Origin of the sequence: Streptomyces sp. NPDC052107, assembly GCF_040680215.1 — a bacterium.
Taxonomy (GTDB): domain Bacteria; phylum Actinomycetota; class Actinomycetes; order Streptomycetales; family Streptomycetaceae; genus Streptomyces.
On the sequence record NZ_JBFAWG010000005.1, the window covers coordinates 244,473 to 266,601 of the forward strand.

General features: G+C 72.4%; 17 protein-coding genes and 1 pseudogene. 11 read left to right on the forward strand and 7 right to left on the reverse strand.

The features are described 5' to 3' along the window. The first annotated feature begins 11 nt into the window (after positions 1 to 11). The 5 genes from dxs to AB0M27_RS07995 all read left to right on the forward strand — a co-directional run bounded on the left by dxs (position 12) and on the right by AB0M27_RS07995 (position 5,315). Positions 12 to 1,964, forward strand: coding sequence for a 1-deoxy-D-xylulose-5-phosphate synthase (gene dxs / locus AB0M27_RS07975; protein WP_365719112.1), 1,953 nt, complete (start codon positions 12 to 14; stop codon positions 1,962 to 1,964). Between the two features lie 52 nt (positions 1,965 to 2,016). Then, positions 2,017 to 3,402 carry an aspartate aminotransferase family protein gene (locus AB0M27_RS07980; protein WP_365719114.1) on the forward strand — a complete coding sequence of 462 codons (1,386 nt, stop codon included), beginning with the start codon at positions 2,017 to 2,019 and terminating at the stop codon, positions 3,400 to 3,402. A gap of 339 nt (positions 3,403 to 3,741) precedes the next feature. Then, entirely contained in the window at positions 3,742 to 4,365 is a 624-nt protein-coding gene (locus AB0M27_RS07985) for an XRE family transcriptional regulator (protein ID WP_365719116.1), read from the forward strand. Next, positions 4,362 to 4,484, forward strand: coding sequence for a DUF6126 family protein (locus tag AB0M27_RS07990; RefSeq protein WP_365719118.1), 123 nt, complete (start codon positions 4,362 to 4,364; stop codon positions 4,482 to 4,484). Before AB0M27_RS07985 ends, AB0M27_RS07990 begins: the two co-directional genes overlap by 4 nt. 30 nt (positions 4,485 to 4,514) lie before the next feature. Continuing rightward, positions 4,515 to 5,315 (forward strand): hypothetical protein, encoded by an 801-nt coding sequence (locus tag AB0M27_RS07995; RefSeq protein ID WP_365719120.1) that lies wholly within the window; start codon positions 4,515 to 4,517, stop codon positions 5,313 to 5,315. 185 nt (positions 5,316 to 5,500) lie between these two features. On the opposite strand, the gene AB0M27_RS08000 is transcribed toward AB0M27_RS07995, so the two are convergent. Next, positions 5,501 to 6,298, reverse strand: a complete 798-nt coding sequence (locus tag AB0M27_RS08000) for a tyrosine-protein phosphatase (protein WP_365719122.1) — start codon at positions 6,296 to 6,298, stop codon at positions 5,501 to 5,503. A gap of 175 nt (positions 6,299 to 6,473) precedes the next feature. Here AB0M27_RS08000 and AB0M27_RS08005 point away from each other — a divergent pair, with 175 nt between their 5' ends. The 3 genes and pseudogenes from AB0M27_RS08005 (at position 6,474) to AB0M27_RS08015 (ending at position 9,977) form a co-directional block, all read left to right on the forward strand. Beyond that, complete coding sequence (locus AB0M27_RS08005; protein ID WP_365719224.1) at positions 6,474 to 8,546, forward strand: alpha-galactosidase; 2,073 nt, start codon at positions 6,474 to 6,476, stop codon at positions 8,544 to 8,546. A 72-nt stretch (positions 8,547 to 8,618) separates the two neighbouring features. Then, positions 8,619 to 8,966: pseudogene (locus AB0M27_RS08010) on the forward strand (M23 family metallopeptidase); the annotation flags it as partial. 225 nt (positions 8,967 to 9,191) lie between these two features. Beyond that, entirely contained in the window at positions 9,192 to 9,977 is a 786-nt protein-coding gene (locus AB0M27_RS08015; RefSeq protein WP_365719124.1) for an SGNH/GDSL hydrolase family protein, read from the forward strand. A 325-nt stretch (positions 9,978 to 10,302) separates the two neighbouring features. On the opposite strand, the gene AB0M27_RS08020 is transcribed toward AB0M27_RS08015, so the two are convergent. Further along, a complete protein-coding gene (locus tag AB0M27_RS08020; RefSeq protein ID WP_365719126.1) occupies positions 10,303 to 10,917 on the reverse strand; it encodes a TetR/AcrR family transcriptional regulator in 615 nt (204 codons plus the stop codon). Between the two features lie 189 nt (positions 10,918 to 11,106). Here AB0M27_RS08020 and AB0M27_RS08025 point away from each other — a divergent pair, with 189 nt between their 5' ends. Both AB0M27_RS08025 and AB0M27_RS08030 read left to right on the forward strand, forming a co-directional pair. Further along, positions 11,107 to 12,660 carry an APC family permease gene (locus tag AB0M27_RS08025; protein WP_365719128.1) on the forward strand — a complete coding sequence of 518 codons (1,554 nt, stop codon included), beginning with the start codon at positions 11,107 to 11,109 and terminating at the stop codon, positions 12,658 to 12,660. Positions 12,661 to 12,861: 201 nt separating this feature from the next. Next, entirely contained in the window at positions 12,862 to 13,626 is a 765-nt protein-coding gene (locus AB0M27_RS08030; RefSeq protein WP_365719130.1) for an SDR family oxidoreductase, read from the forward strand. A gap of 21 nt (positions 13,627 to 13,647) precedes the next feature. Here the strand turns inward: AB0M27_RS08030 and AB0M27_RS08035 are convergent, their stop codons facing one another. The 5 genes from AB0M27_RS08035 to AB0M27_RS08055 are packed head-to-tail and all read right to left on the reverse strand — an operon-like array spanning position 13,648 to position 20,570. Continuing rightward, positions 13,648 to 14,256 carry a TetR/AcrR family transcriptional regulator gene (locus AB0M27_RS08035; protein ID WP_365719132.1) on the reverse strand — a complete coding sequence of 203 codons (609 nt, stop codon included), beginning with the start codon at positions 14,254 to 14,256 and terminating at the stop codon, positions 13,648 to 13,650. Positions 14,257 to 14,306: 50 nt separating this feature from the next. Beyond that, positions 14,307 to 16,580, reverse strand: coding sequence for an acetate--CoA ligase family protein (locus AB0M27_RS08040; RefSeq protein WP_365719134.1), 2,274 nt, complete (start codon positions 16,578 to 16,580; stop codon positions 14,307 to 14,309). Further along, the gene (locus tag AB0M27_RS08045) at positions 16,577 to 17,761 is read right to left on the reverse strand and encodes a Glu/Leu/Phe/Val dehydrogenase dimerization domain-containing protein (protein WP_365719136.1); all 1,185 of its coding nucleotides are present in this window, start codon (positions 17,759 to 17,761) and stop codon (positions 16,577 to 16,579) included. The genes AB0M27_RS08040 and AB0M27_RS08045 overlap by 4 nt, the downstream gene beginning before the upstream one ends. Beyond that, positions 17,758 to 19,413, reverse strand: coding sequence for a 5-guanidino-2-oxopentanoate decarboxylase (locus AB0M27_RS08050; protein ID WP_365719138.1), 1,656 nt, complete (start codon positions 19,411 to 19,413; stop codon positions 17,758 to 17,760). The genes AB0M27_RS08045 and AB0M27_RS08050 overlap by 4 nt, the downstream gene beginning before the upstream one ends. Beyond that, entirely contained in the window at positions 19,413 to 20,570 is a 1,158-nt protein-coding gene (locus AB0M27_RS08055; RefSeq protein ID WP_365719141.1) for an acyl-CoA dehydrogenase family protein, read from the reverse strand. Before AB0M27_RS08055 ends, AB0M27_RS08050 begins: the two co-directional genes overlap by 1 nt. A gap of 219 nt (positions 20,571 to 20,789) precedes the next feature. Here AB0M27_RS08055 and AB0M27_RS08060 point away from each other — a divergent pair, with 219 nt between their 5' ends. Beyond that, complete coding sequence (locus AB0M27_RS08060) at positions 20,790 to 21,956, forward strand: MBL fold metallo-hydrolase (protein WP_365719143.1); 1,167 nt, start codon at positions 20,790 to 20,792, stop codon at positions 21,954 to 21,956. The last annotated feature ends 173 nt before the right edge of the window (positions 21,957 to 22,129 follow it).

Consider the following 22,129-nt stretch of genomic DNA (forward strand, 5'->3'; position numbering starts at 1 on the left):
GGGGGCCCAGCGTGACCATTCTGGAGACCATCCGGACACCACGCGACCTGAAGGCGCTGTCCGAGGCGGAACTCGGTGAACTGTCCCACGAGATACGCGAGTTCCTGGTGCAAGCGGTATCGAGGACCGGAGGTCACCTCGGGCCCAATCTGGGGGTGGTGGAACTGTCCATCGCCCTCCACCGGGTCTTCGAGTCACCGGTCGACCGCATCCTGTGGGACACCGGCCACCAGTCCTACGTCCACAAGCTGCTGACCGGGCGTCAGGACTTCTCCAAGCTGCGCGGCAAGGGCGGACTGTCCGGCTACCCCTCGCGCGAGGAGTCCGAGCACGACGTCATCGAGAACAGCCACGCCTCCACCGCGCTCGGCTGGGCCGACGGCCTCGCCAAGGCCAACCAGGTGCAGGGGGAGAAGGGCCATGTGGTCGCGGTCATCGGCGACGGCGCGCTGACCGGCGGCATGGCCTGGGAGGCGCTGAACAACATCGCGGCCGCCAAGGACCGCCCGCTGATCATCGTCGTCAACGATAACGAACGCTCCTACGCCCCGACCATCGGCGGCCTCGCCAACCACCTGGCCACCCTGCGCACCACCGACAGCTACGAGAAGGTCCTCGCCTGGGGCAAGGACGTACTGTTGCGCACCCCGATCGTCGGCAACACCCTCTACGAGTCCCTGCACGGCGCGAAGAAGGGCTTCAAGGACGCCTTCGCCCCGCAGGGCATGTTCGAGGATCTGGGCCTGAAGTACGTCGGCCCGATCGACGGCCACGACGTCAAGGCCGTCGAGTCGGCGCTGCGCCGCGCGAAACGCTTCCACGGCCCGGTGCTGGTCCACTGCCTCACCGAGAAGGGCCGCGGCTACGAGCCGGCCCTCGCCCACGAGGAGGACCACTTCCACACCGTCGGTGTGATGGACCCGCTGACCTGCGAGCCCCTCGCACCCTCCAACGGCCCCTCGTGGACCTCGGTGTTCGGCGACGAGATCGTGAAAATCGGCGAGGAACGGGACGACGTCGTCGCCATCACCGCGGCCATGCTCCACCCGGTCGGCCTCGGCCAGTTCGCCGAGCGCTTCCCCGACCGCGTGTGGGACGTGGGCATCGCCGAGCAGCACGCGGCCGTCTCGGCGGCCGGCCTCGCCACCGGCGGGCTGCATCCGGTCGTCGCCGTCTACGCCACGTTTCTCAACCGTGCCTTCGACCAGCTGCTGATGGACGTCGCCCTGCACCGCTGCGGTGTCACCTTCGTGCTCGACCGGGCCGGCGTCACCGGTGTCGACGGGGCCTCCCACAACGGCATGTGGGACATGTCGATCCTCCAGGTCGTGCCCGGCCTGAGGATCGCCGCCCCGCGCGACGCCGGCCAGCTGCGCGCCCAGCTGCGCGAGGCCGTCGCCGTGGACGACGCACCGACCCTGGTCCGCTTCCCCAAGGAGTCGGTCGGCCCCGACATCCCGGCCGTCGACCGGGTCGGCGGCATGGACGTCCTGCACCGAGCCGAACGCCCCGAGGTGCTCCTGGTGGCCGTCGGCGTGATGGCCCCGGTGTGCCTTCAGGTGGCCGACCTGTTGGAGGCCCGTGGCATCAACTGCACGGTGGTGGATCCCCGTTGGGTCAAGCCCGTCGATTCCTCGCTGCCGGGCCTCGCCGCCGAACACCGGCTGGTGGCCGTGGTGGAGGACAACAGCCGTGCCGCGGGCGTCGGTTCGGCCGTGGCGCTGGCCCTCGGCGACGCCGACGTGGACGTGCCGGTACGGCGGTTCGGCATCCCGGAGCAGTTCCTCGCGCACGCCAAACGCGGCGAGGTGCTGGCCGACATCGGTCTCACGCCCGTCGAGATCGCCGGAAGGATCAGCGCCGGTCTCGCGGTGCGGGACGCCGAGCGCGGGGCTGGAAGTGCCGAGAAAGACCCCATCGCGTCCGCGGCGCCGTCGGGGCTGGTCGCGCCCTCGCGGCGGTAGCCGCATACCGACATGGCCCCGCGCTCCTTCGGGGCACTGACAAGGAGAGTGAATGAGCACGGAGTTCGACCTCGGCGCCCTGCTCGCCGAGCGCGGAACCGAGCGCTACGAGCTGCACACGAAGCACCTCAACCCGCAGCTCTCGCGCATGCTGCACACCATCGGCTTCGACAAGGTCTACGAGCGGGCCGAGGGCGCCCACTTCTTCGACGCGGACGGCAACGACCACCTGGACATGCTCGCCGGGTTCGGGGTGATGGGCCTCGGCCGCCATCACCCGGTCGTCCGCAAGGCGCTGCACGACGTGCTCGACCTGGACCTCGCGGACCTCACCCGGTTCGACTGCCAGCCGCTTCCCGGACTGCTCGCCGAACGGCTCCTCACCCACAGCCCGCACCTGGACCGGGTGTTCTTCGGCAACAGCGGCACGGAGGCCGTCGAGACGGCCCTGAAGTTCGCCCGGTACGCCACCGGCAAGCCCCGGATCCTCTACTGCGACCACGCCTTCCACGGCCTGACCACCGGCTCCCTGTCGGTCAACGGCGAGAGCGGCTTCCGCGACGGCTTCGCCCCGCTGCTGCCCGACACCGCCGTCCCCCTCGGTGATCTCGACGCCCTGGCGCGGGAGCTGAAGAAGGGCGACGTGGCCGCCTTGATCGTGGAGCCGATCCAGGGCAAGGGGGTGCACGAGGCCCCGCCCGGCTATCTGCGCGCCGCCCAGGAGCTGCTGCACAAGCACAAGGCGCTGCTCATCGCCGACGAGGTGCAGACCGGTCTGGGCCGCACCGGCGACTTCTACGCCTACCAGCACGAGGACGGTGTCGAACCGGACCTGGTGTGCGTGGCCAAGGCGCTGTCCGGCGGGTACGTCCCGGTCGGCGCCACCCTGGGCAAGGACTGGATCTTCAAGAAGGTCTACTCGTCGATGGACCGGGTCCTGGTCCACTCGGCGAGCTTCGGTTCCAATGCCCAGGCGATGGCGTGCGGACTCGCGGTGCTGTCGGTCATGGAGAACGAGCAGATCGTCGCGGGCGTGCGCAAGACGGGCGAGCTGCTGAAGTCCCGGCTGACCGCGATGGTCGACACGTACGAGCTGCTCGCCGACGTCCGCGGCCGGGGCCTGATGATCGGCATCGAGTTCGGCAGGCCCTCCTCGCTGAAGCTGCGCAGCCGCTGGACCATGCTCCAGGCCGCCCGCAAGGGTCTGTTCGCGCAGATGGTCGTCGTACCGCTGTTGCAGCGGCACCGGATCCTCACCCAGGTCTCCGGCGACCACCTGGAGGTGATCAAGCTGATCCCACCGCTGATCATCGACGAGGCGGACGTCGAGCGGTTCGTGGACGCCTTCACGGCGGTGATGGACGACGCGCACAGCGGCGGCGGGCTGATGTGGGACTTCGGCAAGACACTCATCAAGCAGGCGGTGGCCAACCGCTGACCCCACCGCGCCCGCCTGCGTCCCGCACCGGCACCGCCCGGTGCGGGAGACGGGCCAGGTGAAACCGATCGCGCCCAGGACGGTTCCCGTGACGGCGATTCACATCCGGCCGATGCCGCGGCGGGCGTAGTGGACGCCCGCGGCACCGAAGGCGATGGCGAGCACGCCGGCGACGACCGTCACGGAGAACAGGTCGAACGTGAGCGTCGGCCACGGGCCCGTCGTGGCCCCGAGCCCCAGGAACGGAGCGGTGCAGCCCAGGGCTGCCGCGGGTGAGTCACGGTTTGCCTCAGAGGCAATAAATTTGCCCCATAGGCAAACCTCGGGCTGAATGGAGGCATGAACGCCTCAGACGCCGGACCACCGGCGGCCCCGGGCGACGAGCTGCCCGCCGTCGCACCGCAGCTGCGGGCACTGCGCCGGCGCACCGGCCTCACCCTGGAGGCCGCGGCCCGTGCTGCCGGGCTCTCACCGGCCCATCTGTCCCGGCTGGAGACCGGACAGCGGCAACCGTCGCTGCCGATGCTGCTGGCCCTCGCCCGTATCTACGGTACGACTGTCTCCGAACTGCTCGGCGAGACGGTCGCCGACCGGGACGCGATCGTCCGGGCCGGCGACATGGAGCCGACCAGGGCGGGCGGCTGGACGTACCTCCAGGCGGGGGCGCCGGGCCGCGGCATGCAGGCGCTGCGCGTGCACGCGCCGTACGGCTCGCAGGGCGACATCGTGCGCGTCCACCCCGGCGAGGAGTGGCTCTACGTCCTCCGGGGCCGGCTGCGGCTGCGCCTCGGTGACACCGCGCACCTGCTCGCCCCCGGCGACAGCGCGCACTTCGACTCCCTCACCCCGCACCGCCTCGCCGCCGTGGATCACGACGGTGTCGAGCTGCTGTTCGTCCACACCCTGCTGCAGAGCCCCACGGCCACGCTGTGCCTGGGCCCGCTGACCGGAGAGCTGCCATGAGCGACCTAGAAACGAAGTTCCCCCGTTCCCTGTGGATCCGGCTGATCATCTACATCGCTGCCGGCCATGTCCTGGCCGCGTTCCTCTTCCTGCTGTTCGCGCTGGGGGCGAAGAACTGACCCGGCCGGGCCGCGTGGAATCATGTGCGCATGCATGACAGGTCCTGCCTGCTGACCGCGCACGGGCCGCTCACTTCGCCGGGGAAGGCCGACTGGCTGCACGAGTTGGCGGGTGACGGCATCACCGGGTTCATGCCGCCGCCGCTGCCGGACTCGGCCTGGATCCTGAACGCCATGTACGAGCACGCGCAGGCTCCGGCCGACGTCACGTACGACGATGTCCACCGGGCCCGCGTGGCGGACGGCAGCGCCGGACGGAGCGCCGTCGGGGGTGCCGACCTCACCGAGGCGGGAGTCGCCACGGGAGGCGGTATCGGCCGGGCCGAGCATCCCGGGCCCGGATGGCGGCGGCTGCGCTGGGCGGAGCTCGCCGAGCGGACCGGCGATCCCCTGGTCCCCGAAGGACTCCTGCCCTCCTACCGGTGCTTCCCATCGGCCCGCACAGGGGACAGCTGGCCCCTCTCCCTCACCCCGCCCACCGAGGGCAGCCTGGACCGCGAGACCTGGAACCGGCTGATCGCCGTCCTCACCCAGCACAGCCCGGCGGGCCCGGACACGCGCTGCCTGGTCTACTACAACCCGCTGATGTTCCGGGACATCGACATGGCGAACCCGCACGTGCGGGTCGGCCGGCTCGGCGACGCGGAGTCGCTCTACGACAACCCCGAGGTCCACTTCAGCCCGTCCAACCTCTGGGCCGAGGACCGCTCCTGGGTCCTGTGCACCGACTACGACCTGTGGGGCACCAAGGTGTCGGGCCCCGCACCGCTCGTCGAGGCCCTGCTGCACGACACCGAGCTCGAGGCGGTCCGGCTGCCCTGGGCGCCCTGACCGACGGATCAGCGGTACCCGTCGTCTCCGTCGCGGGCCAGGGACCGGCCGAGGCGGGCCCGCAGGTCCCGGGCGGCCCACCGCCTGCTGCGATCGGCCGGCAGCAAAGCCACATGCGGGCAGCGTAGACGGACGCGGTCCGGCCGCGTCCGGTCAGTCCAGCACAGGCTCGCGCGGCACGTCGGTCAGTCCAGCAGACGCTCGCGCAGCACGTCGCGGGACGCCGGGGTGAGACCGAGACCCTGTTCCAGGTAGGTGTCCATCCCGCCCCAGGTCTCCTCGATGGTCTCGAACGCCGCGTGCAGGTACTCGGCGCGGGCGTCGAAGAGGGGGCTGAGCAGCTCCATGATCTCCGGGGTGTACGCGGTGTCCGCGCTGCCGCTGCGGCGGACCTTGTAGCGCCGGTGCTTGGCGTTGGACTCCAGGTAGTCGTTGACGATCGCCTCGCGCTCCACGCCGAGTGCGAGGAGCGTCACGGCTATGGAGATGCCCGCGCGGTCCTTGCCCGCCGCGCAGTGCATCAGGGCGGGCACGCTGTCCTCGACGAGGGCGCGCAGCACCCGGGAGTGCTCGGCGGTGCGCTCCGTGACGATCGACCGGTACGAGGCGATCATCCGGGCCGCCCCCTTGCCGTCGTCCAGGATGCCGCGCAGCTGGTCGAGGTCGCCCTCGCGGACCATCTTCCAGAACTCGGCGCCGTCCGCCGGGTCGCTCAGCGGCAGGTTCACGTTCCGCACGCCCGGCAGCTCGACGTCCGGGCCCTCCAGCTTCTGGTCGGCCGCGTTGCGGAAGTCGAAGATCGTGTGCAGGCTCAGGGAGGCGAGGAAGGCCGCGTCGTCCTCCGTCGCGTGCGCCAGGTGCCCGCTGCGGAACAGCACGCCATGACGCACCCGCCGTCCGTCCGTGGTGGGCAGTCCGCCCACGTCACGAAAATTGCGCACACCGGCCAGCTCCGGCTCGGTCGACGGGACCTGCTGCGTCACGGGGGGCTCCTCCCGGGTCGGGCCCCGCCGTCGCATCTCGCCGGCGGGCGCTCCGTCGACCATACGACATCGGTTTCCTCGGGCAAGGAGTTGTCCACAGGCATTGTCACCAGGGGCTGCGCCCCCTGATGATGTTGGCACTTGAGCGGATCTGTTGGCACCTGTGAGGTCTTACGTGGTGGACATCGCCGAAGACGGACGTACCTGGCTCCTCTCGGGGCCCACCAGTAGCTATGCCCTGCATCTCACCGACGCGGACGAGCTGCTCCACCTGCACTGGGGGCCACGCATCGCCCTCCCGGACGCGGAGGCCCTGGCCGAGGACCCGCTGCCCGGCTACTGGCCCTTCGAGTCCCCGCTCGACGGCCGCGAGGAGTACCCCGTCGAGGGCGGCCCCCGCTTCGTCCGCCCCGCCCTGTCCGTGCGCACCGACGAGCGCCGCGGCACCGAGTGGCGTTTCGTGTCGTACGACACGCAGGGCGACGAGCTGCGGCTGCGCTTCGACGACGACGGCCTCGCCGTCACCCTGCACTACCGGATGCGGGGAGACGTCGTCGAGCGCTGGGTCGCCGTGGCGAACGTCACGCACGCACGCGTGGAGCTGCTGCGCGCCGACGCGGCCACCTGGACCCTGCCCGACCGCGACGGCTGGCGGCTGTCCCAGCTGCACGGCCGCTGGGCCGCCGAGTCCCGCCTCAGCACCGCCCCGCTCACCTACGGCGAGAAGGTCATCGGCAGCCGCCGCGGCCACACCGGCCACCAGCACCTGCCCTGGGTCGCGCTCGACACCGACGCCACCGAGGAGCGCGGCGAGGTCTACGGCTGCGCGCTCGGCTGGTCCGGCTCCTGGCGTATCGCGGTCGCCCAACTCCCGGACGCGCGCGTGCAGATCACCGGCGGCGCCGGCTACGACGACTCGGGCCTGCTGCTCCTCGAGCCGGGGGAGTCGTACACCACCCCCGTCTTCGCCGGCCTGTGGAGCGACGGCGGTTTCGGCGGCGCGAGCCGCACCTGGCACGCCTACCAACGCGCGCACGTCATCCCGGACGCCGGGCGGAACAGGCCGGTGCTGTTCAACTCCTGGGAGGCGACGACCTTCGACATCTCCCAGGAGCAGCAGCGCGCGCTCGCCCGCCGGGCCGCCGGGATCGGCGTCGAGCTGTTCGTCGTGGACGACGGCTGGTTCGGTGCCCGCACCAGCGACCGCGCGGGCCTCGGCGACTGGACGCCCAACCCCGACCGCTTCCCGCACGGCCTGAAGCCCCTCGCCGACCAGGTGCACGGCCTCGGCATGCAGTTCGGCATCTGGGTCGAGCCCGAGATGGTCAACCCGGACAGCGACCTGTACCGCGCTCACCCCGACTGGGTGCAGTACCAACCGGGACGGAAGCGGACCGAACTGCGCAACCAGCTCGTCCTCAACCTCGCCCGCGAGGATGTCCAGGAGTACCTCTGGGAGCAGCTGGACGCTCTGCTCTCCAGCGCGCCGATCGACTATGTGAAGTGGGACTTCAACCGCTGCTTCACCGACGCCGGCTGGCCCGGCGAGCCGTACCCGCAGCGCCTGTGGGTGGACCACGTCCGCGCCTTCTACGCCCTGCTGGACCGGCTGCGCGCGGCCCACCCGCAGGTCGCCTTCGAGTCCTGCTCGGGCGGCGGCGGCCGGATCGACCTCGGTGTCATGAGCCGCACCGACCAGGTGTGGACCTCCGACAACACCGACCCGCTGGACCGGCTCGCCATCCAGCACGGCTTCACCCAGATCCACCCCGCCCGGGTCATGGCCGCCTGGGTCACCGACAGCCCGAACGCTCAGCTCAACGGCCGGGTCAGCTCCCTGCGCTTCCGGTTCGTCAGCGCCATGGCGGGCGTCCTCGGGGTCGGTGGCGACCTCACCGAGTGGACCGACCAGGAGCTGGCGGAGGCCCGGCGGTGGGTCGAGCTCTACAAGGAGATCCGCCCGGTCGTCCAGCAGGGCGAGCTGTACCGGCTGCGGCCCCCGGCCGGCGGTCTGAGCGCCGTCCAGTACGTCCTGGGGGAGGACACGGTGCTCCTCGCCTGGCTCCAGGCGCAGAGCTACGGCGAGCCGGTGCCGGCGCTGCGGCTGCGCGGGCTCGACCCCACGGCGTCGTATGAATGCCGCGAAACGGGCGAAGTGCACCGGGGTGCCGTCCTGCTGCACCATGGGCTGCGTACCGGACTCAAGGGCGACCTGGATGCGACGGTCCTCCGGCTGCAGCGCATCTGAGCCTTCTGCCCGAATTTGCGCCTTAGTTCCAACTCGCTCCGGGATGAGGGGTCGTGGCGGGACCATGCGCGCATATGGTCCAGCGGCTACCACACCGGAGCGGACTTCGTCGTACCGGCCGGCACCTCGGTCAAGTCCGTCGGCGCGGGCACGGTCGTCTCCGCCGGCTGGGGCGGCGCCTACGGCAACCAGGTCGTCATCAGGCTGAACGACGGCCACTACGCGCAGTACGGCCACCTCTCCCAGTTCTCCGTCCCGGCCGGGCAGACCGTGACCGAGGGCCAGCAGATCGGCCTGTCCGGCGCCACCGGCAACGTCACCGGCCCGCACCTGCACTTCGGGATCCGCACCACGCCGAACTACGGCTCGGACATCGACCCGGTCGCCTACCTCCGCGCGCACGGCGTCCCGGTCGTCTGACGCCCGAGCACCAGAACCACCTTCCTGACACGCCGCCGAAGGCCGGACCCACACCCCCCGGGTCCGGCCTTCGGCGTGCCGTCCGGCCCTATTCCTGGATTGGCAAATTATTTAAGAGTGTCACATCTCACCGTTCGTCAACCCCTCCTTACGGTCGCGTAAGTCACATAAGAAGGTGAATCATGGTCCGACGTGGCAGACGATTCGAAGAATGACAACAGATCAGTGATCGGGTCGTACGTGGCGGTGGGGGACAGCTTCACCGAGGGCGTCGGCGACCCGGGGCCCGACGGGGCGTTCGTGGGCTGGGCCGACCGGTTCGCGGTACTGCTTGCCGACCGGCAGCCCGAGGGCGACTTCCAGTACACCAATCTCGCGGTCCGCGGAAAGCTGCTCGACCAGATCGTGCGGGACCAGCTCCCGAAGGCCGTCGAACTGGCCCCGGACCTGGTCTCCTTCTGTGCGGGCGGCAACGACATCATCCGGCCCGGCACGGACCCGGACGAGGTGGCCGAGCGATTCGAACGGGCCGTGGCCCGGCTGACCGAGGCAGCCGGCACGGTCATGGTGACAACGGGCTTCGACACCCGTGGCGTCCCCGTGCTCAAGCATCTGCGCGGCAAGATCGCCACGTACAACGGACACGTCCGCGCCATCGCGGACCGGTACGGCTGCCCCGTGCTCGACCTGTGGTCCCTGAAGTCCGTGCAGGACCGCAGGGCCTGGGACAGCGACCGGCTGCACCTCTCACCCGAGGGGCACACGCGCGTGGCGCTGCGCGCCGGTCAGGCCCTGGGCCTTCAGATCCCGGCCGACCCGGAGCAGCCGTGGCCGCCGCAGCCGCCCCGGGGCACCCTGGAGATCCGCCGCGACGACGTCCACTGGGCCCGCGAGTACCTCGTCCCGTGGATCGGCCGCCGACTGCGCGGCGAGTCCTCCGGCGACCATGTGACGGCGAAGGGCACCCTGTCGCCCGACGACATCAAGATGCGCATCGCCTCGGTCGCCTGACCGGCGCCTACGTGCCCCGTACCGCGGATCGCGGTGCGGGGCACGGCTGTTGGGGCGGAGTGTGGGTGGCCGGTGTACCTCGGTGGAATGGGGCGGGCAGTGCGGGGCCCGCAACGGATTCGATCGCACGGTGCCGAGCAGGACCCGACACCGATCGGGAGGCGTGTCGTGCTGGGCGCGACGTGGCGACCCCGCCGCGCCGGCTCCCTCGTGCACCTCGCCGCAGTGCGCCCCGGACTCGCACGCGCTCGCGCGAGGCGCACCCCATCGCCACCGGCTCGGGTCGGCCAGAGGACCGCGGCTGCCCGCAGCCGGAAGCAGGGCCCTAGCGCTCTGACAACGCCGCCCGGTCCAGCCCGAGTTCCCGTGCGAGCGCCTCGTCGACCCATTCCTGCGCGCGCGTCCGCGGCACCGCTCCCGGGTATGACGTCAGCTGGACGGCGAGCCCGTCCAGCAGCGCGGTCAGCCGGAGCGCGGCGCCCACCGGGTCGGCGCAGGCGAACTCGCCCGCCGCCACGCCCTCGGCGATGACCTCGGTGATCGCCGCCTTCCACTGCTTGTCCAGGTCCCGGGTGACCTCCCGCAGGGCCGGCTCACGCAGGGCCACCGCCCAGCCCTCGATCCACAGCCGCCAGCCTTTGGCCTGCCCCGTCGGCGCGTACCAGCGCACCGCGGCCCGCAGCCGGCGCAGCGCGGACGTCCGCCGGCCCAGCAGTTTGCGCAAGTGCGCGAGATCGTCCTCCGCCGCGTACGTGAACGCGGCCGCGACCAGCTTCTCCTTCGTCGAGAAGTGGTACAGCACCAGCGCGTTGCTCACCCCGAGCGCCGCGGCCACGTCGGCGATCCTGACCGCCGCCACGCCCCGCGCCTCGATCTGCCCGATGGCGGCCCGCAGCAGTTCCTCCCGCCGCTCGGCCACGCTCAACCGCACTCTCGCCACGCGGTCACCCTACACAGCCGCCCGGACATGCGCCGACGACCTCTTGACACCCCTGTGCGGACGGGGCCACAGTACCGCACTACTGACTGCTCGTTCAGTCAGTAAGCGGTCCGCTGTCACAGTCGGCCACCGCGCCACCGCCACCCCCCGCCGTCGTAGGAGTCAGCCCGCGCCCGTAGGAGTCCGCCCGTGACCCACGCCCCGACCACCTCCGCGCATCCGCAAGGCCCCGACACACCCGATCTCTCCGCCGGCTGGGACGAGCAGCGCACCTGGCTCCGCAAGGACCTGCGCCGGCTCGACGTGCTGTTCTTCCTCATCTGCACGCTCGTCGGCCTGGACACCATCGGCTCGGTGGCCGCCCAGGGGCCGCAGGGCCTGACCTGGATGGCGATCCTCGCGCTCGCGTTCTTCCTGCCGTACGGCCTGCTCGTCGCCGAACTCGGCGCCGCCTTCCCGGTCCAGGGCGGTCCGTACGTGTGGACCAGGCTGGCCTTCGGGCGCCTCACCGCAGGCGTCAACCAGCTCCTGTACTGGATATCGAACCCGGTCTGGGTGGGCGGCAGCCTCTGCATCATCGCGCTGACCACCTGGGAGGAGTTCTTCACCCCGCTGCCCGGCGCTTGGAAGTACGTCGCCGGGTTCGTGTTCATCTGGGGCGGCGCGCTGGCCGTCGTACAGTCGGTGCGGATCGGGAAGTGGGTGCCGATCGCCGGTGCCGTCGCCCGGGTCGTGCTGCTGGGCTTCTTCCTTGTCTCGGTCGTCGTCTACGCCGTCCGCAACGGCGTCCACGCCCTGCCCGCCGAAGGCTTCACCCCGACGTACGCCGGCTTCGTCGCCCTCGTCCCCGTGCTGATCTTCAACTACGTCGGCTTCGAACTCCCCAGCTCGGCCGCCGAGGAGATGCGCAACCCACGCCGGGACATCCCGCTGTCCATCCTCCGCTCGGGCCTCGCCGCGCTCCTGCTCTACGGCGGCCCGATCCTCGGCATCCTGTTCGTCCTGCCCGGCGAACGCATCGGCAGCCTCGGCGGGTTCATCGACGCCTGCAAGGCCGTCTTCACGGTCTACGGCGGCTCGATCGCGGCGGACGGCACGGTCACCCTCACCGGCTTCGGCGCGGTGAGCGGCGGGATCGCGGCCGCCGGACTCATCGTCGGGCTGCTCACCTCGGGCGTCACCTGGGCCATGGGCGCCCACCGTGCCCAGGCCGTGGCCTGCGCGGACGGCGCCGGTCCCGCCTGGCTCGGCCGCATCTCCGACAAGCACGGCACTCCGGTGCGGGTGAACCTGCTCTCCGCCGTCCTCGCCTCCGCGCTGTTCGTGACCGCCCTCAACCTCACCGGCGGCGACGGCGAGAAGTACTTCGCGGCGGGCCTCGGCCTGACCATCAGCACCACGTTCATCTCGTACGTCATCACCTTCCCGAGCCTCGCCGTCCTGCGCCGCAAGCACCCGGACGTGCCCCGCCCCTACGCCGTCCCCGGCGGGCTGCCCGGCGCCCGTCTCATCAGCGGCCTCGCCACCGCCTTCGTGGCCTTCACGGTCGTCGTCCTGATCTGGCCGGGCTTCGGCGTCGGCTGGTTCGGCACCGGCGGGAACCCCGCGGACTCGCTGCCGCAGTCCTTCGCCGGGCAAAGGGCGGCCTACACCCTCAGCCAGGTCGTACCGCTGGTGCTGTTCGTGCTCATCGGGCTGGGCTTCTACGCGGCGGGGGCGCGAACGCGCAGGGAGAAGGGGTAGCGGCCCGCTCCACGTTCCCGGACTTGCGGCCCGCTCCACGTTCCCGGACTTGCGGCCTGCTCCGCGTTTTTGGACTTGCAAGTCCATTTTTGCCGCCGCACAGTGGCACCTGCCCCGGCAGTCCGGGGTCCTGTCCGGCCGGCGGCGGCATGCCGTCCGGTCGTTCGGGTTCAACAGGATCGACTGGCGAGGGAGTGGACCATGTCGAAGCGGCTCGCGGGCAGGACAGCACTGGTGACCGGAGCGACCAGCAACATCGGACGGGCGATCGCGGAGGCTTTCGCGGCCGAGGGGGCGCATGTCGTCGTCTCGGGCCGCAGTGCCGGGCGCGGCAAGGAGGTGGTCGACGGAATCCGCGCCCGTGGCGGCCGCGCCGACTTCGTCCTGGCCGACCTGGACGGAAGCGCCGCCGCTTCGCGGGCGCTGGCCGAGGAGTCGACGCGGGTCCTCGGCGGCCGTATCGACGTCCTGGTCAACAACGCCGGCATCTACCCGGGCGACACGACGGCGGAGACCGACGAGAAGACCTTCGACAAGGTCTACGCGGTCAATGTGAAGGCCCCGTTCTTCCTGACCGCGGCCGTCGCACCGGCCATGGTGGAGGCCGGCGGCGGAGCGATCGTCAACCTGGGGTCCTGGATCGCGCGCCTGGGCGTGCCGATCGGCGCCCTCTACAGCTCCACCAAGGGGGCCATGGAGACGCTGACGCGGGCGTGGGCTGCGGAGTTCGGGCCGCGGGGCGTGCGGGTGAACGCGATCTCCCCGGGGGTGGTGCTGACGCCCGAACCGGGAACGGTACACCCCGCCGAGGCCATGATGAAGGGCACCCCGGCAGGGCGCATGGGCACCCCCGGCGCCATCGCCGACGCGGCCGTGTACCTGGCCGGCGACGAGTCCTCCTTCGTGCACGGCATCGTCCTCGACGTCGACGGCGGGCGCACCGCGACCGCCGTCATCGCCGGCTGACATCCGGGATCGGTACGCCCCTCACCCCGCGGTGCGGCCCGCGCGGCGCAGGTCCGCGATCCCCTGGTCGAGAGCGGCGCGCAAGTGGGCCGACCCGCCCGTGGACAGCAGGATCGACACACCGCCCTGGATCGCGGCCAGCAGGGCCGCGGCCCTGACGTCGACATCGAGATCGGCGGGGAGCCTGCCGGTGGCCTGCAGCGCCCGGATGCCCGCCGCCAGGCTCTCCTGCCAGCGGCGCATGAGTTCGATCACGATCGCCCGTGCTCCGGGGGTGGAGCGCCCGATCTGCAGGAACAGCGACCCGAGCGGGCACTGGTCCCCCTGCGACTCGTACCGCTCGACGACCACGTCCCGCCATCGCTCCCAGGCCTCCCACGAGTCGAGGCGGCCGAGGTGGGGCTGCTGGTCCTCGATGACCTGATCGGCCTCGAACTGGGCCACCGCCAGGAGCAGTTCGTCCTTGCCGGCCGGGAAGTAGTGGAACAGCTGACTCTTGCTGGTGCTCGTCCGCGCCATGACGTCGTCCAGCGTCACCGAGGCGACACCCCGCTCCCGGAGCACCGCCGCGGCACCCTCGACGATCCGGTTCCGCGTCGCCCTCCCCTTCGCGGTCAGCTTTCCGCCCATGCCGGCCTCCATAAAGTGGACTGGACAGTCCATTGTAGCCCGGTGGGTTCTCATGTGCCCCGGACGACCGCGTGCGCGTCCAGGGCGAGCGCCCCGCCCGGGTGCGCCAGCAGCGGGTTGACTTCGAGCTCGGTGAACTCCGGGTGGCCGACGGCGACTTGGGCGACGGCGCACAGGGCGGTCGCGGCGGCCTCCAGGTCGATGGGCGGGGCGCCGCGCCAGCCGGTCAGCAGGGGCGCGTGGCGCAGCCCGAGCAGCAGCGCACGCGCGCGTGCCGGGGTGAGTGGGGCCAGGGCGAGTGCGGTGTCGGCGTGCAACTCCGCGGTGACGCCGCCGACGCCGGCCAGGGCGACCGGGCCGAACGCCGGGTCGTGCCGGACACCGACGATCAGCTCATGGGCGTGTGCCGGTGCCGCCATGGCCTCGACGGCGTAGCGCGCGGCGCCGGTGGACGCGCGCATCCGGGCCAGGGCCGTGCGTACGCCGTCCGCGTCGGCGAGGGCCAGCGCGACCCCGCCGGCCTCCGTCTTGTGCGCGAGGCCCATCGCCTTGAGTACGACCGGGAAGCCCACGCGCCGTGCCGCCGCCACGGCCGCCTCGGTGTCCGTCACGAACTCGGCCCGGGGAAAGCGCAGTCCCTGGGCGGCGAGCAGGGCGCGGACGGTCTCGTAGCCGCCGTCGGGGGCGGGCGGCGCGGGGCGGGGGAGGGGCGGTGGGCCGGCCGGGGCCGCGGCGGCGAGCCGTACGGCACCGGTCAGGGCCACGGCCGCCTGCTCGATGCGCTCGTACACCGGTGTCCCGCGCTCCCGCAGGACGGCGAGGGCGGGGGTGTCGCGGGCCATGGTGTGCACCAGCAGCGGGCGTCCGGTGCGGGCGGCGGCGTCGGCGAGCGCGCCGGCCACCTCGCACTCGTGGGCCGTGCGCTGGGGGTCGGCGCTCGCGTAGTCGCCGAAGTAGCCGGTCAGGACGACCGCGTCGGCCTCCCCGCTCTCCAGCAGTGTCTCGACCACGCGCGCGTAACTGCCGAGATCGGCCTCGCCCGCGCCCGCCAGGTCCACGGGGTTGTGGCAGCCGGCACCGGGCGGCAGCACCTCGGCGAGGCGGCGTACGGTGGCTGCCGACAACTCCGGCACCTGAGCCCCGCGCACGGTGAACGCATCGGCGGCGAGGGCCCCTTGACCCCCGCTGTCCCCTACTACGGCGATGCGGGCGGACGCGTGCCAACGGGTGTTGGCAAACGGGTGTTGGTCATCGGGTGTTTGCCGACGGGTGTTGGCCAACAGGCGTTCGCCATCGCTCGTTTGCCCACCAGCGTTGACCCCTGCCCGATGCTGCTGCCCACAACTGTTGGCCAACAAGCGTTTGCCACCGGGTGTTGGCCCACCGGCGTGGCCCCATCCCCGCTCGCCCCGTCCGGCCGACCACCCCGGCACGGCCAGCAAACACAACGCCGTGTCCACCAGTTCGCCCGCCGAGTCCAGCAGCAGCGCGCCGCTGTCCCGGCAGACGGCCGCCACCGTGTCGTACGAACTGACCAGCGCGCCCGTGTGGGAAGCGGCGGCGCCCGCGGCGGCGGCGCTGCGGCCGACCGTGAGCAGCAGCACCGGTTTGCCCGCCGCGTGTGCGGCCCTCAGCACCCGCGCGAGACGGCGGCCGTCGCGGAAGTCCTCCACGTAGGCGGCGAGAACCCGGGTGGGCCCGTGTTCGACGAGCGCCTCCAGGCCCTCCGCCGCGTCGAGGTCGCGCTGGTTGCCGAGCGAGACGAACCGGGAGAAGCCCTGTCCCGCGCGGGCGAGCAGCCGCCCGATCTCCAGGGCGAGGTTCCCGCTCTGCGACACCAGTCCCACCGCGCCCGCCGGGAACTCGCCCCAGCTGAGCCGCAGGTCGCTGGCGGTGTCGACCAAACCCATACAGTTGGGCCCGAGCAGCCGGGCGCCCCGGTCGGTAATGTCGCGGGCCAGCGCGCGCTCCTCGGCCGGGTCCCCGCCGGAGGTGATGACGGTGAAGTGGCGGGCACCCGCCGCCAGGCCCTCGGTCACCACGGGCCGCACCTGCGCGGGCGGCACGGCCACCACGACGTGCTCGCAGGCGAGCCCCGTGAGCCCGGCGCGGAACGGTACGCCGTCCAGGCTCCCGCCCCGACGGTTCACCAGGTGCACCGCACGCCGCCTCCGTCCCGCCAGCGCCCCCTTGGCGAGCCAGTAGCCCCACTTCCCGGGCTGTGCGGAGGCACCGACGACGGCGACCGAGGCGGGGTCGAAGAGCGCGTCCGTGCGCGGCCCGCCGGCGCCCGCGGCCGGGGACGGCTCGCCGGGGCCCGTCACCGGTACCACCCGAAGCGGTCCGCGATCACCGGCAGCCGATCGGTCACCAGCGCGTGGGCGGCCGCACGCGGAGTCGTGCCGTCGGCCTCGGCGCGCGCGAGCATCAGCTCGATCAGGGCCCGCATCGACCGCCGGATGTACGCGAAGGCCTCCTCGGCATCCGCGCCGATGTCGCCGAACAGCGTCCACCACCACCAGGCGTTGGTACCGGAGTTGACCACCACGTCCGGCAGCACGGTGACCCCGCGAGCGGCCAGCAGTTCCTCCGCCTCCGGCAGCACGGGCATGTTGGCGGCCTCCACGATCCAGCGGGCGCGGATCCGGTCCTGGTCGGCGGCGTCGATCGCGTACGACACCGCTGCCGGCACGAGCACCTCCGCGTCGGCGGACATCCAGGCGTCGCCGGGCAGTTCACGGTCGCCGGCGCGCAGCACACGGCGGTCGACGGTGCCGTAGCCGTCCCGCGCGGCCAGCAGGGCCTCGACGTCCAGCCCCGCGGGATTGGCGATCGTGCCCTTGACGTCGGCGACCGCCACCACCGTCAGCCCCGCGCGGGCGAGGAACCGCGCGGTGGCCCCGCCCATCGTGCCGAGCCCCTGCACCGCCACCCGGGCGCCCGCGTACGGCACGCCCGCCCGGTCCAGCGCCGCGAGCACCGATTCGGCGACCCCGCAGCCACCCGCCAGCTCGTCCAGGCCGATGCCGTCCACCTCGACCGCGAAGGCCTCCGCGAGCCGCTCGCGCGCCGCCGCCTCGTCGTCCAGCAGCGGGTACACGGCCTGGATGGAGGAGACCAGACCCGCCTCGGCCGCCGCGCGGTCGACCAGGTCCTGAGTGAGGCCGAGGTCCTCCCCGGTGGTCCAGAAACCCTCGATGTACGGCCGCATGGCGCGCAGATAGCGCACCAGCAGCCCGTACGCCTGTGGATCCTGGGGATCGCAGTCGATACCGCCCTTGGCCCCGCCGAGGGGGACGTAACGGGCCTCGGGGTCGTAGTGCAGGGCCTCCTTCATCGTCATGCCGCGGGCGAGCCCCGCCACCTCCTCGAGCGTGCAGCCGGGGCGCATCCGCAGCCCGCCGCTGGCCACGCCGCGCACCAGCCGGTCCACGACCAGGAAGCCCTGGCGACCGGTGACGTGGTCGGTCCAGACGAGCGACAGCAGGGGAGCGGGGGCGGTCATGGGGTCTCCTCGGGGACGGTGATCAGGGTGGGGCCGGGCCGGTCGAGGGCCTCGGTGAGGGCGCGCGCCAGTGCGGCCGGGTCGCACGCGCGCGTGCCGTGTCCTCCGTAGGCGCGGGCCAGGGCGGGCAGGTCGACCGGTGCCAGGTCCACGGCGGCCGGCACGTCGCCGCGTGCCCGCATCTCGTCACGGATCTCTCCGTAGCCGCCGTTGTCGAACACCACTATGGGCAACGGGAGCCGGAGCTGTACGGCGGTCGCCAGTTCCTGCACCGTGAACTGCAGTCCGCCGTCCCCGCTCAGCGCGAGCACCTGCCGGTGCGGCTCGGCGACCTTGGCGCCCAGCGCGGCGGGCAGCGCGTAGCCGAGGGTGCCGAAGCCGGTGGGGTGCAGATACCGGCCCTCGGGACCGACGGGGAGGTGGGGGAGGGCGCCGTAGTAGCAGCACTGGGCGCTGTCGGAGGTGATGACGGCGTCGGCCGCCAGCACCTCGCGCACCGCCCGCAGATACGGGATCCAGCGGGCGTCCCGCGCGGCGGTCTCGGCGTCCCGCGCGGCGCGCAGCGTGGCCACCTCGTCGGCCACGCGCGTGTGCGCGGCGTCCGCGGGTACGCGCGCGTGCCCGTCGTCCGGCAGTGCCGCCAGCAGCGCCTCCAGGGCGAGCCGTGCGTCCGCCACGAGGGGTACGTCCACCGCCACGCCCGCGTACATCTGGTCCGGATCGAGATCGACGCGTACGAGCGTGCCGTCCAGTGGTGGCGGGACGGTCCAGAAGTCGGACTCGGACAGCTCCGTGCCGACGGCGAGGACGACGTCCCGTGTGGCGAGCCACTTCTGCACGGCGGGGCTGTGCAGCGACACGCCGAGGGACAGCGGATGGGTCTCCGTGACCGTGCCCTTGCCGGCCGCCGTGGTCACGGCGGGCGCGGCAAGGCGCTCGGCGAGGGCGCGGCACTGCGCCCTCGCGCCGACGGCTCCGCCGCCGAGCACCAGCGCGGGGCGACGGGCGCCGCACAGGGCCGTGACGGCCCGCCGTACGGCCTCCGGGGCGGGCGCGGACGGTGGGGTGCACGGGGCGCGCCGGACGGGTCCCAGCATCTGAGTGGCCGTCAGCAGGTCAAGCGGCACCTCGATGTGCGCGGGGCGCGGGCGCCGGGTGCGGAACAGGGTGAACGCCCGGGCCACGGCTGCGTCGATCTCCGGGACCGACGAGACCCGGTGACTGAACGCGGCGACGCCGCGCACGGCCTCGGTCTGGCTGCGCATCTCGTGCAGCGCGCCGGTGGCCAGCCGGGGATGGCCGAGCGGCATGCCCGGCGAGACGACCAGCAGCGGCACGCCGTCCGCGTAGGCCTCGCCGACGGCGGCCGCCGCGTTCAGCAGGGCGGGCCCGGTCGTCGTGAGGACCACACCCGGAAGGCCCGTCACGCGCGCGTACCCGTCGGCCGCGTACCCGGCACCCTGCTCGTGGCGGGGCGTCACAGCGTCGATGCCGTAGGCCGGAAGGTGCCGGTACACCTCCAGGTTGTGTGTGCCCGGGATGCCGAAGACCCGGGTCACGCCGTGCGCCCGCAGGGCCCGTACGAGGGCCTGTCCGCCGGTCAGGGGGCCGCGGGAGGTGTCCTGCGTGCCGGGCCGGGCGGGAGCGCCCATCACAGGCTCCGCGCGATGACGAGCCGCATGATGTCGGAGGTGCCCTCCTCGATCTCCTCCAGCTTGGCGTCCCGCATCCACTGCTCCACCGGGAACTCCCGCGAGTAGCCCCAGCCGCCGAGTGTCTGCACGGCCGCCCAGGTGCAGTACGCGGCCGTCTCCGACGCCGTCAGCTTGGCCATCGCGGCCTCGGCGGTCGCCTCCAGACCCGCGTCCAGCCGGCGGGCCGCCCGCCAGGTCATCAGCCGTGCCTGCTCCACGCGCGTGCGCATGTCGGCGAGGCGGAAGGCGACCGCCTGGTGCTCGATGATCGGCTTGCCGAACTGCCGCCGCTCACGGGCGTAGTCGCGCGCGTACTCGTACGCCGCCCGGGCCACTCCCGTCGCCGCCGCGCCCAGCACCGTGCGGGAGATGTCGAAGGTCCGCATCAGCCCGACGAAGCCCTCACCCTCGGCGCCGAGCCGGTGCTCCTCGGGTACGAACGCGTCCTCGAGGAAGATCTCCCGGCAGACGATCGCCCGCTGCCCCATCTTGCGCATCGGCTCGCCGAAGGTCATGCCCTCGGTGCCCTTGCGCAGCAGGAACGCGCTGACCCCGCGCGAGCGCCGGGCGGGGTCGGTCTTGGCGAAGACCACGTAGCTCTCGGCCTCGCCCGCGTTCGAGATCCACGCCTTCTGGCCGCGCAGCCGGTAGCCGCCCGCGGTGCGGTGCGCCGTGGTGACGATCGACGCGGCGTCGGATCCGGCGCCGGGCTCGGTCGTCGCCAGGGCTGTCATCGGGGTGTCCGGGCCGGTCAGGGGCGTCAGCCACTCCTGCTTCTGCTCCTTGGTGCCGAGTTCGAGGACCGGGTCGGCGAAGAAGCCGTTGGAGCACAGCAGGTTGCCGATGCCCAGGTCGCCCACGCACAGCTCCTCCTGGACCAGGCACTGGGTGAAGACGTCCGTGAAGCCGCCCCCGCCGTACTCCTCCGGCAGCATGAAGCCGGTGATGCCGACCTCGGCGGCCTTTCGCCACAGATCCCAGGGGGTCTCCACGTCCGCCTCGTCCACGGCACGCGCGCGTGGCCGGATCTCCTCGCGGGCGAAGGCCCGGGCGAGATCGACGACGTCTTGCTGTTCGGGGCGGAGCGGGACCAGCTCGGTGGGGAGGTCGGACATGGTGCCTCCAAGGCGGCCGCGGACGGTGGTCGGCGAAGGGCGCCGGACAGGTCTCTACTGAATCGTGAGTCAGTATCCGGAGCCGGTCCGCCCCCTGTCAACGTGCTGAACGGAGGTTCAGTAGCGTGCCCCCGGGCCCGCAGGGGTACCCCGGCCGGGCCGGGCTGTCGGAGGCGCCGACCATAATGGGGAGCCTCACCCACTTCACCGGGAGGTACCGTGACCGGACTGCGTTCCTCGAGCTCCGGGCTCCGCGCCCTGCGGCCCGCGGCCTTCGGCGCGGAACCGGGCGGTGAGCGCCTGGCACGCATCCGCCGCTCCCCCCACTTCAAGGACGGCGTCTTCCAGAACCCGGGCGGCACGGCGCGCACCCGGCCCTCCGGCTCCACGCTGGACCTCGCGAAGGTGTTCCTCGACAAGGACACCCGGCCCCTGCGCGCCCCCAAGGGCACCGTCCCGGTGCATCCCACCGCCTTCGCCGACCTGGCCAAGCCGCCCGCCACCGGACTGCGGCTGACCTGGATGGGCCACTCCAGCGTCCTGGCGGAGATCGACGGCCACCGGGTGCTGTTCGACCCCGTCTGGGGCGAGCGCTGCTCCCCGTTCCCCTTCGCCGGACCCAAGCGGCTGCACCCCGTGCCGCTGCCGCTGGCCGCGCTCGGCGAGGTCGACGTGGTCGTCATCTCGCACGACCACTACGACCACCTGGACCTGCCCACCATCAAGGCGCTGGCCGGCACGGACACCCTGTTCGCCGCGCCGCTCGGCGTCGGCGCCCACCTCGAGCACTGGGGCGTCTCCCCGGACCGGCTGCGCGAGCTGGACTGGCACGAGTCGACCCGGATCGGCGGACTCACCCTCACCGCCACCCCGGCCCGCCACTTCTGCGGCCGCGCCCTGCGCAACACCCAGCACACCCTCTGGGCGTCCTGGGTCGTCGCCGGCGAGGAGTACCGGATCTACCACAGCGGTGACACGGGCTATTTCGATGGCTTCAAGGACATCGGCGCGGACCACGGGCCCTTCGACGCCACGATGATCCAGATCGGCGCGTACAGCGAGTTCTGGCCCGACATCCACATGACCCCCGAGGAGGGCCTGCGCGCCCACCTCGACCTGCAGGGAGGTGCGCCGCACGGCGCGCTGCTGCCGATCCACTGGGGCACCTTCAACCTGGCCCCGCACCCCTGGGCCGAGCCGGGCGAGTGGACGAAGGAGGCGGCCGAGGAGGCCGGCCAGGCGGTGGCCCTGCCCCGTCCGGGCGAGCCCTTCGAACCGGCGGGCAAGCTCCCGGCGGAGGCGTGGTGGCGCGGCGTGTCCGGGGAGCTGCGGCGCACCTGGCGCTCGGTCGGCGCGTTCGTGGCGGAGCCGCCCGCCAAGAGGTGACGCCGCGCCGACGGCAAGGAGGGCCTGCCTGACACGACTCAGTCAAGGCCAAAGTGGATACTCTGCGTGACAATTTGCCTGCCCGATCTGTGGATGGCCGGGTCGACAGGCGTGCGGAATGTCCAGATGATGATCACGGCGTCGTGATCGGTTCTGCGCAAGTCGTATCGATG

Excerpts from the sequence above, each read along its gene's own strand:
- AB0M27_RS07990 (WP_365719118.1), top strand. The coding sequence starts at position 4,362 with ATGAGCGACCTAGAAACGAAGTTCCCCCGTTCCCTGTGGATCCGGCTG.
- AB0M27_RS08030 (WP_365719130.1), top strand. The coding sequence starts at position 12,862 with ATGTCGAAGCGGCTCGCGGGCAGGACAGCACTGGTGACCGGAGCGACC.
- AB0M27_RS08055 (WP_365719141.1), bottom strand. The coding sequence starts at position 20,570 with ATGTCCGACCTCCCCACCGAGCTGGTCCCGCTCCGCCCCGAACAGCAA.
- AB0M27_RS08050 (WP_365719138.1), bottom strand. The coding sequence starts at position 19,413 with ATGGGCGCTCCCGCCCGGCCCGGCACGCAGGACACCTCCCGCGGCCCC.
- AB0M27_RS07995 (WP_365719120.1), top strand. The coding sequence starts at position 4,515 with ATGCATGACAGGTCCTGCCTGCTGACCGCGCACGGGCCGCTCACTTCG.
- AB0M27_RS08035 (WP_365719132.1), bottom strand. The coding sequence starts at position 14,256 with ATGGGCGGAAAGCTGACCGCGAAGGGGAGGGCGACGCGGAACCGGATC.
- AB0M27_RS07980 (WP_365719114.1), top strand. The coding sequence starts at position 2,017 with ATGAGCACGGAGTTCGACCTCGGCGCCCTGCTCGCCGAGCGCGGAACC.
- AB0M27_RS07985 (WP_365719116.1), top strand. The coding sequence starts at position 3,742 with ATGAACGCCTCAGACGCCGGACCACCGGCGGCCCCGGGCGACGAGCTG.
- AB0M27_RS08045 (WP_365719136.1), bottom strand. The coding sequence starts at position 17,761 with ATGACCGCCCCCGCTCCCCTGCTGTCGCTCGTCTGGACCGACCACGTC.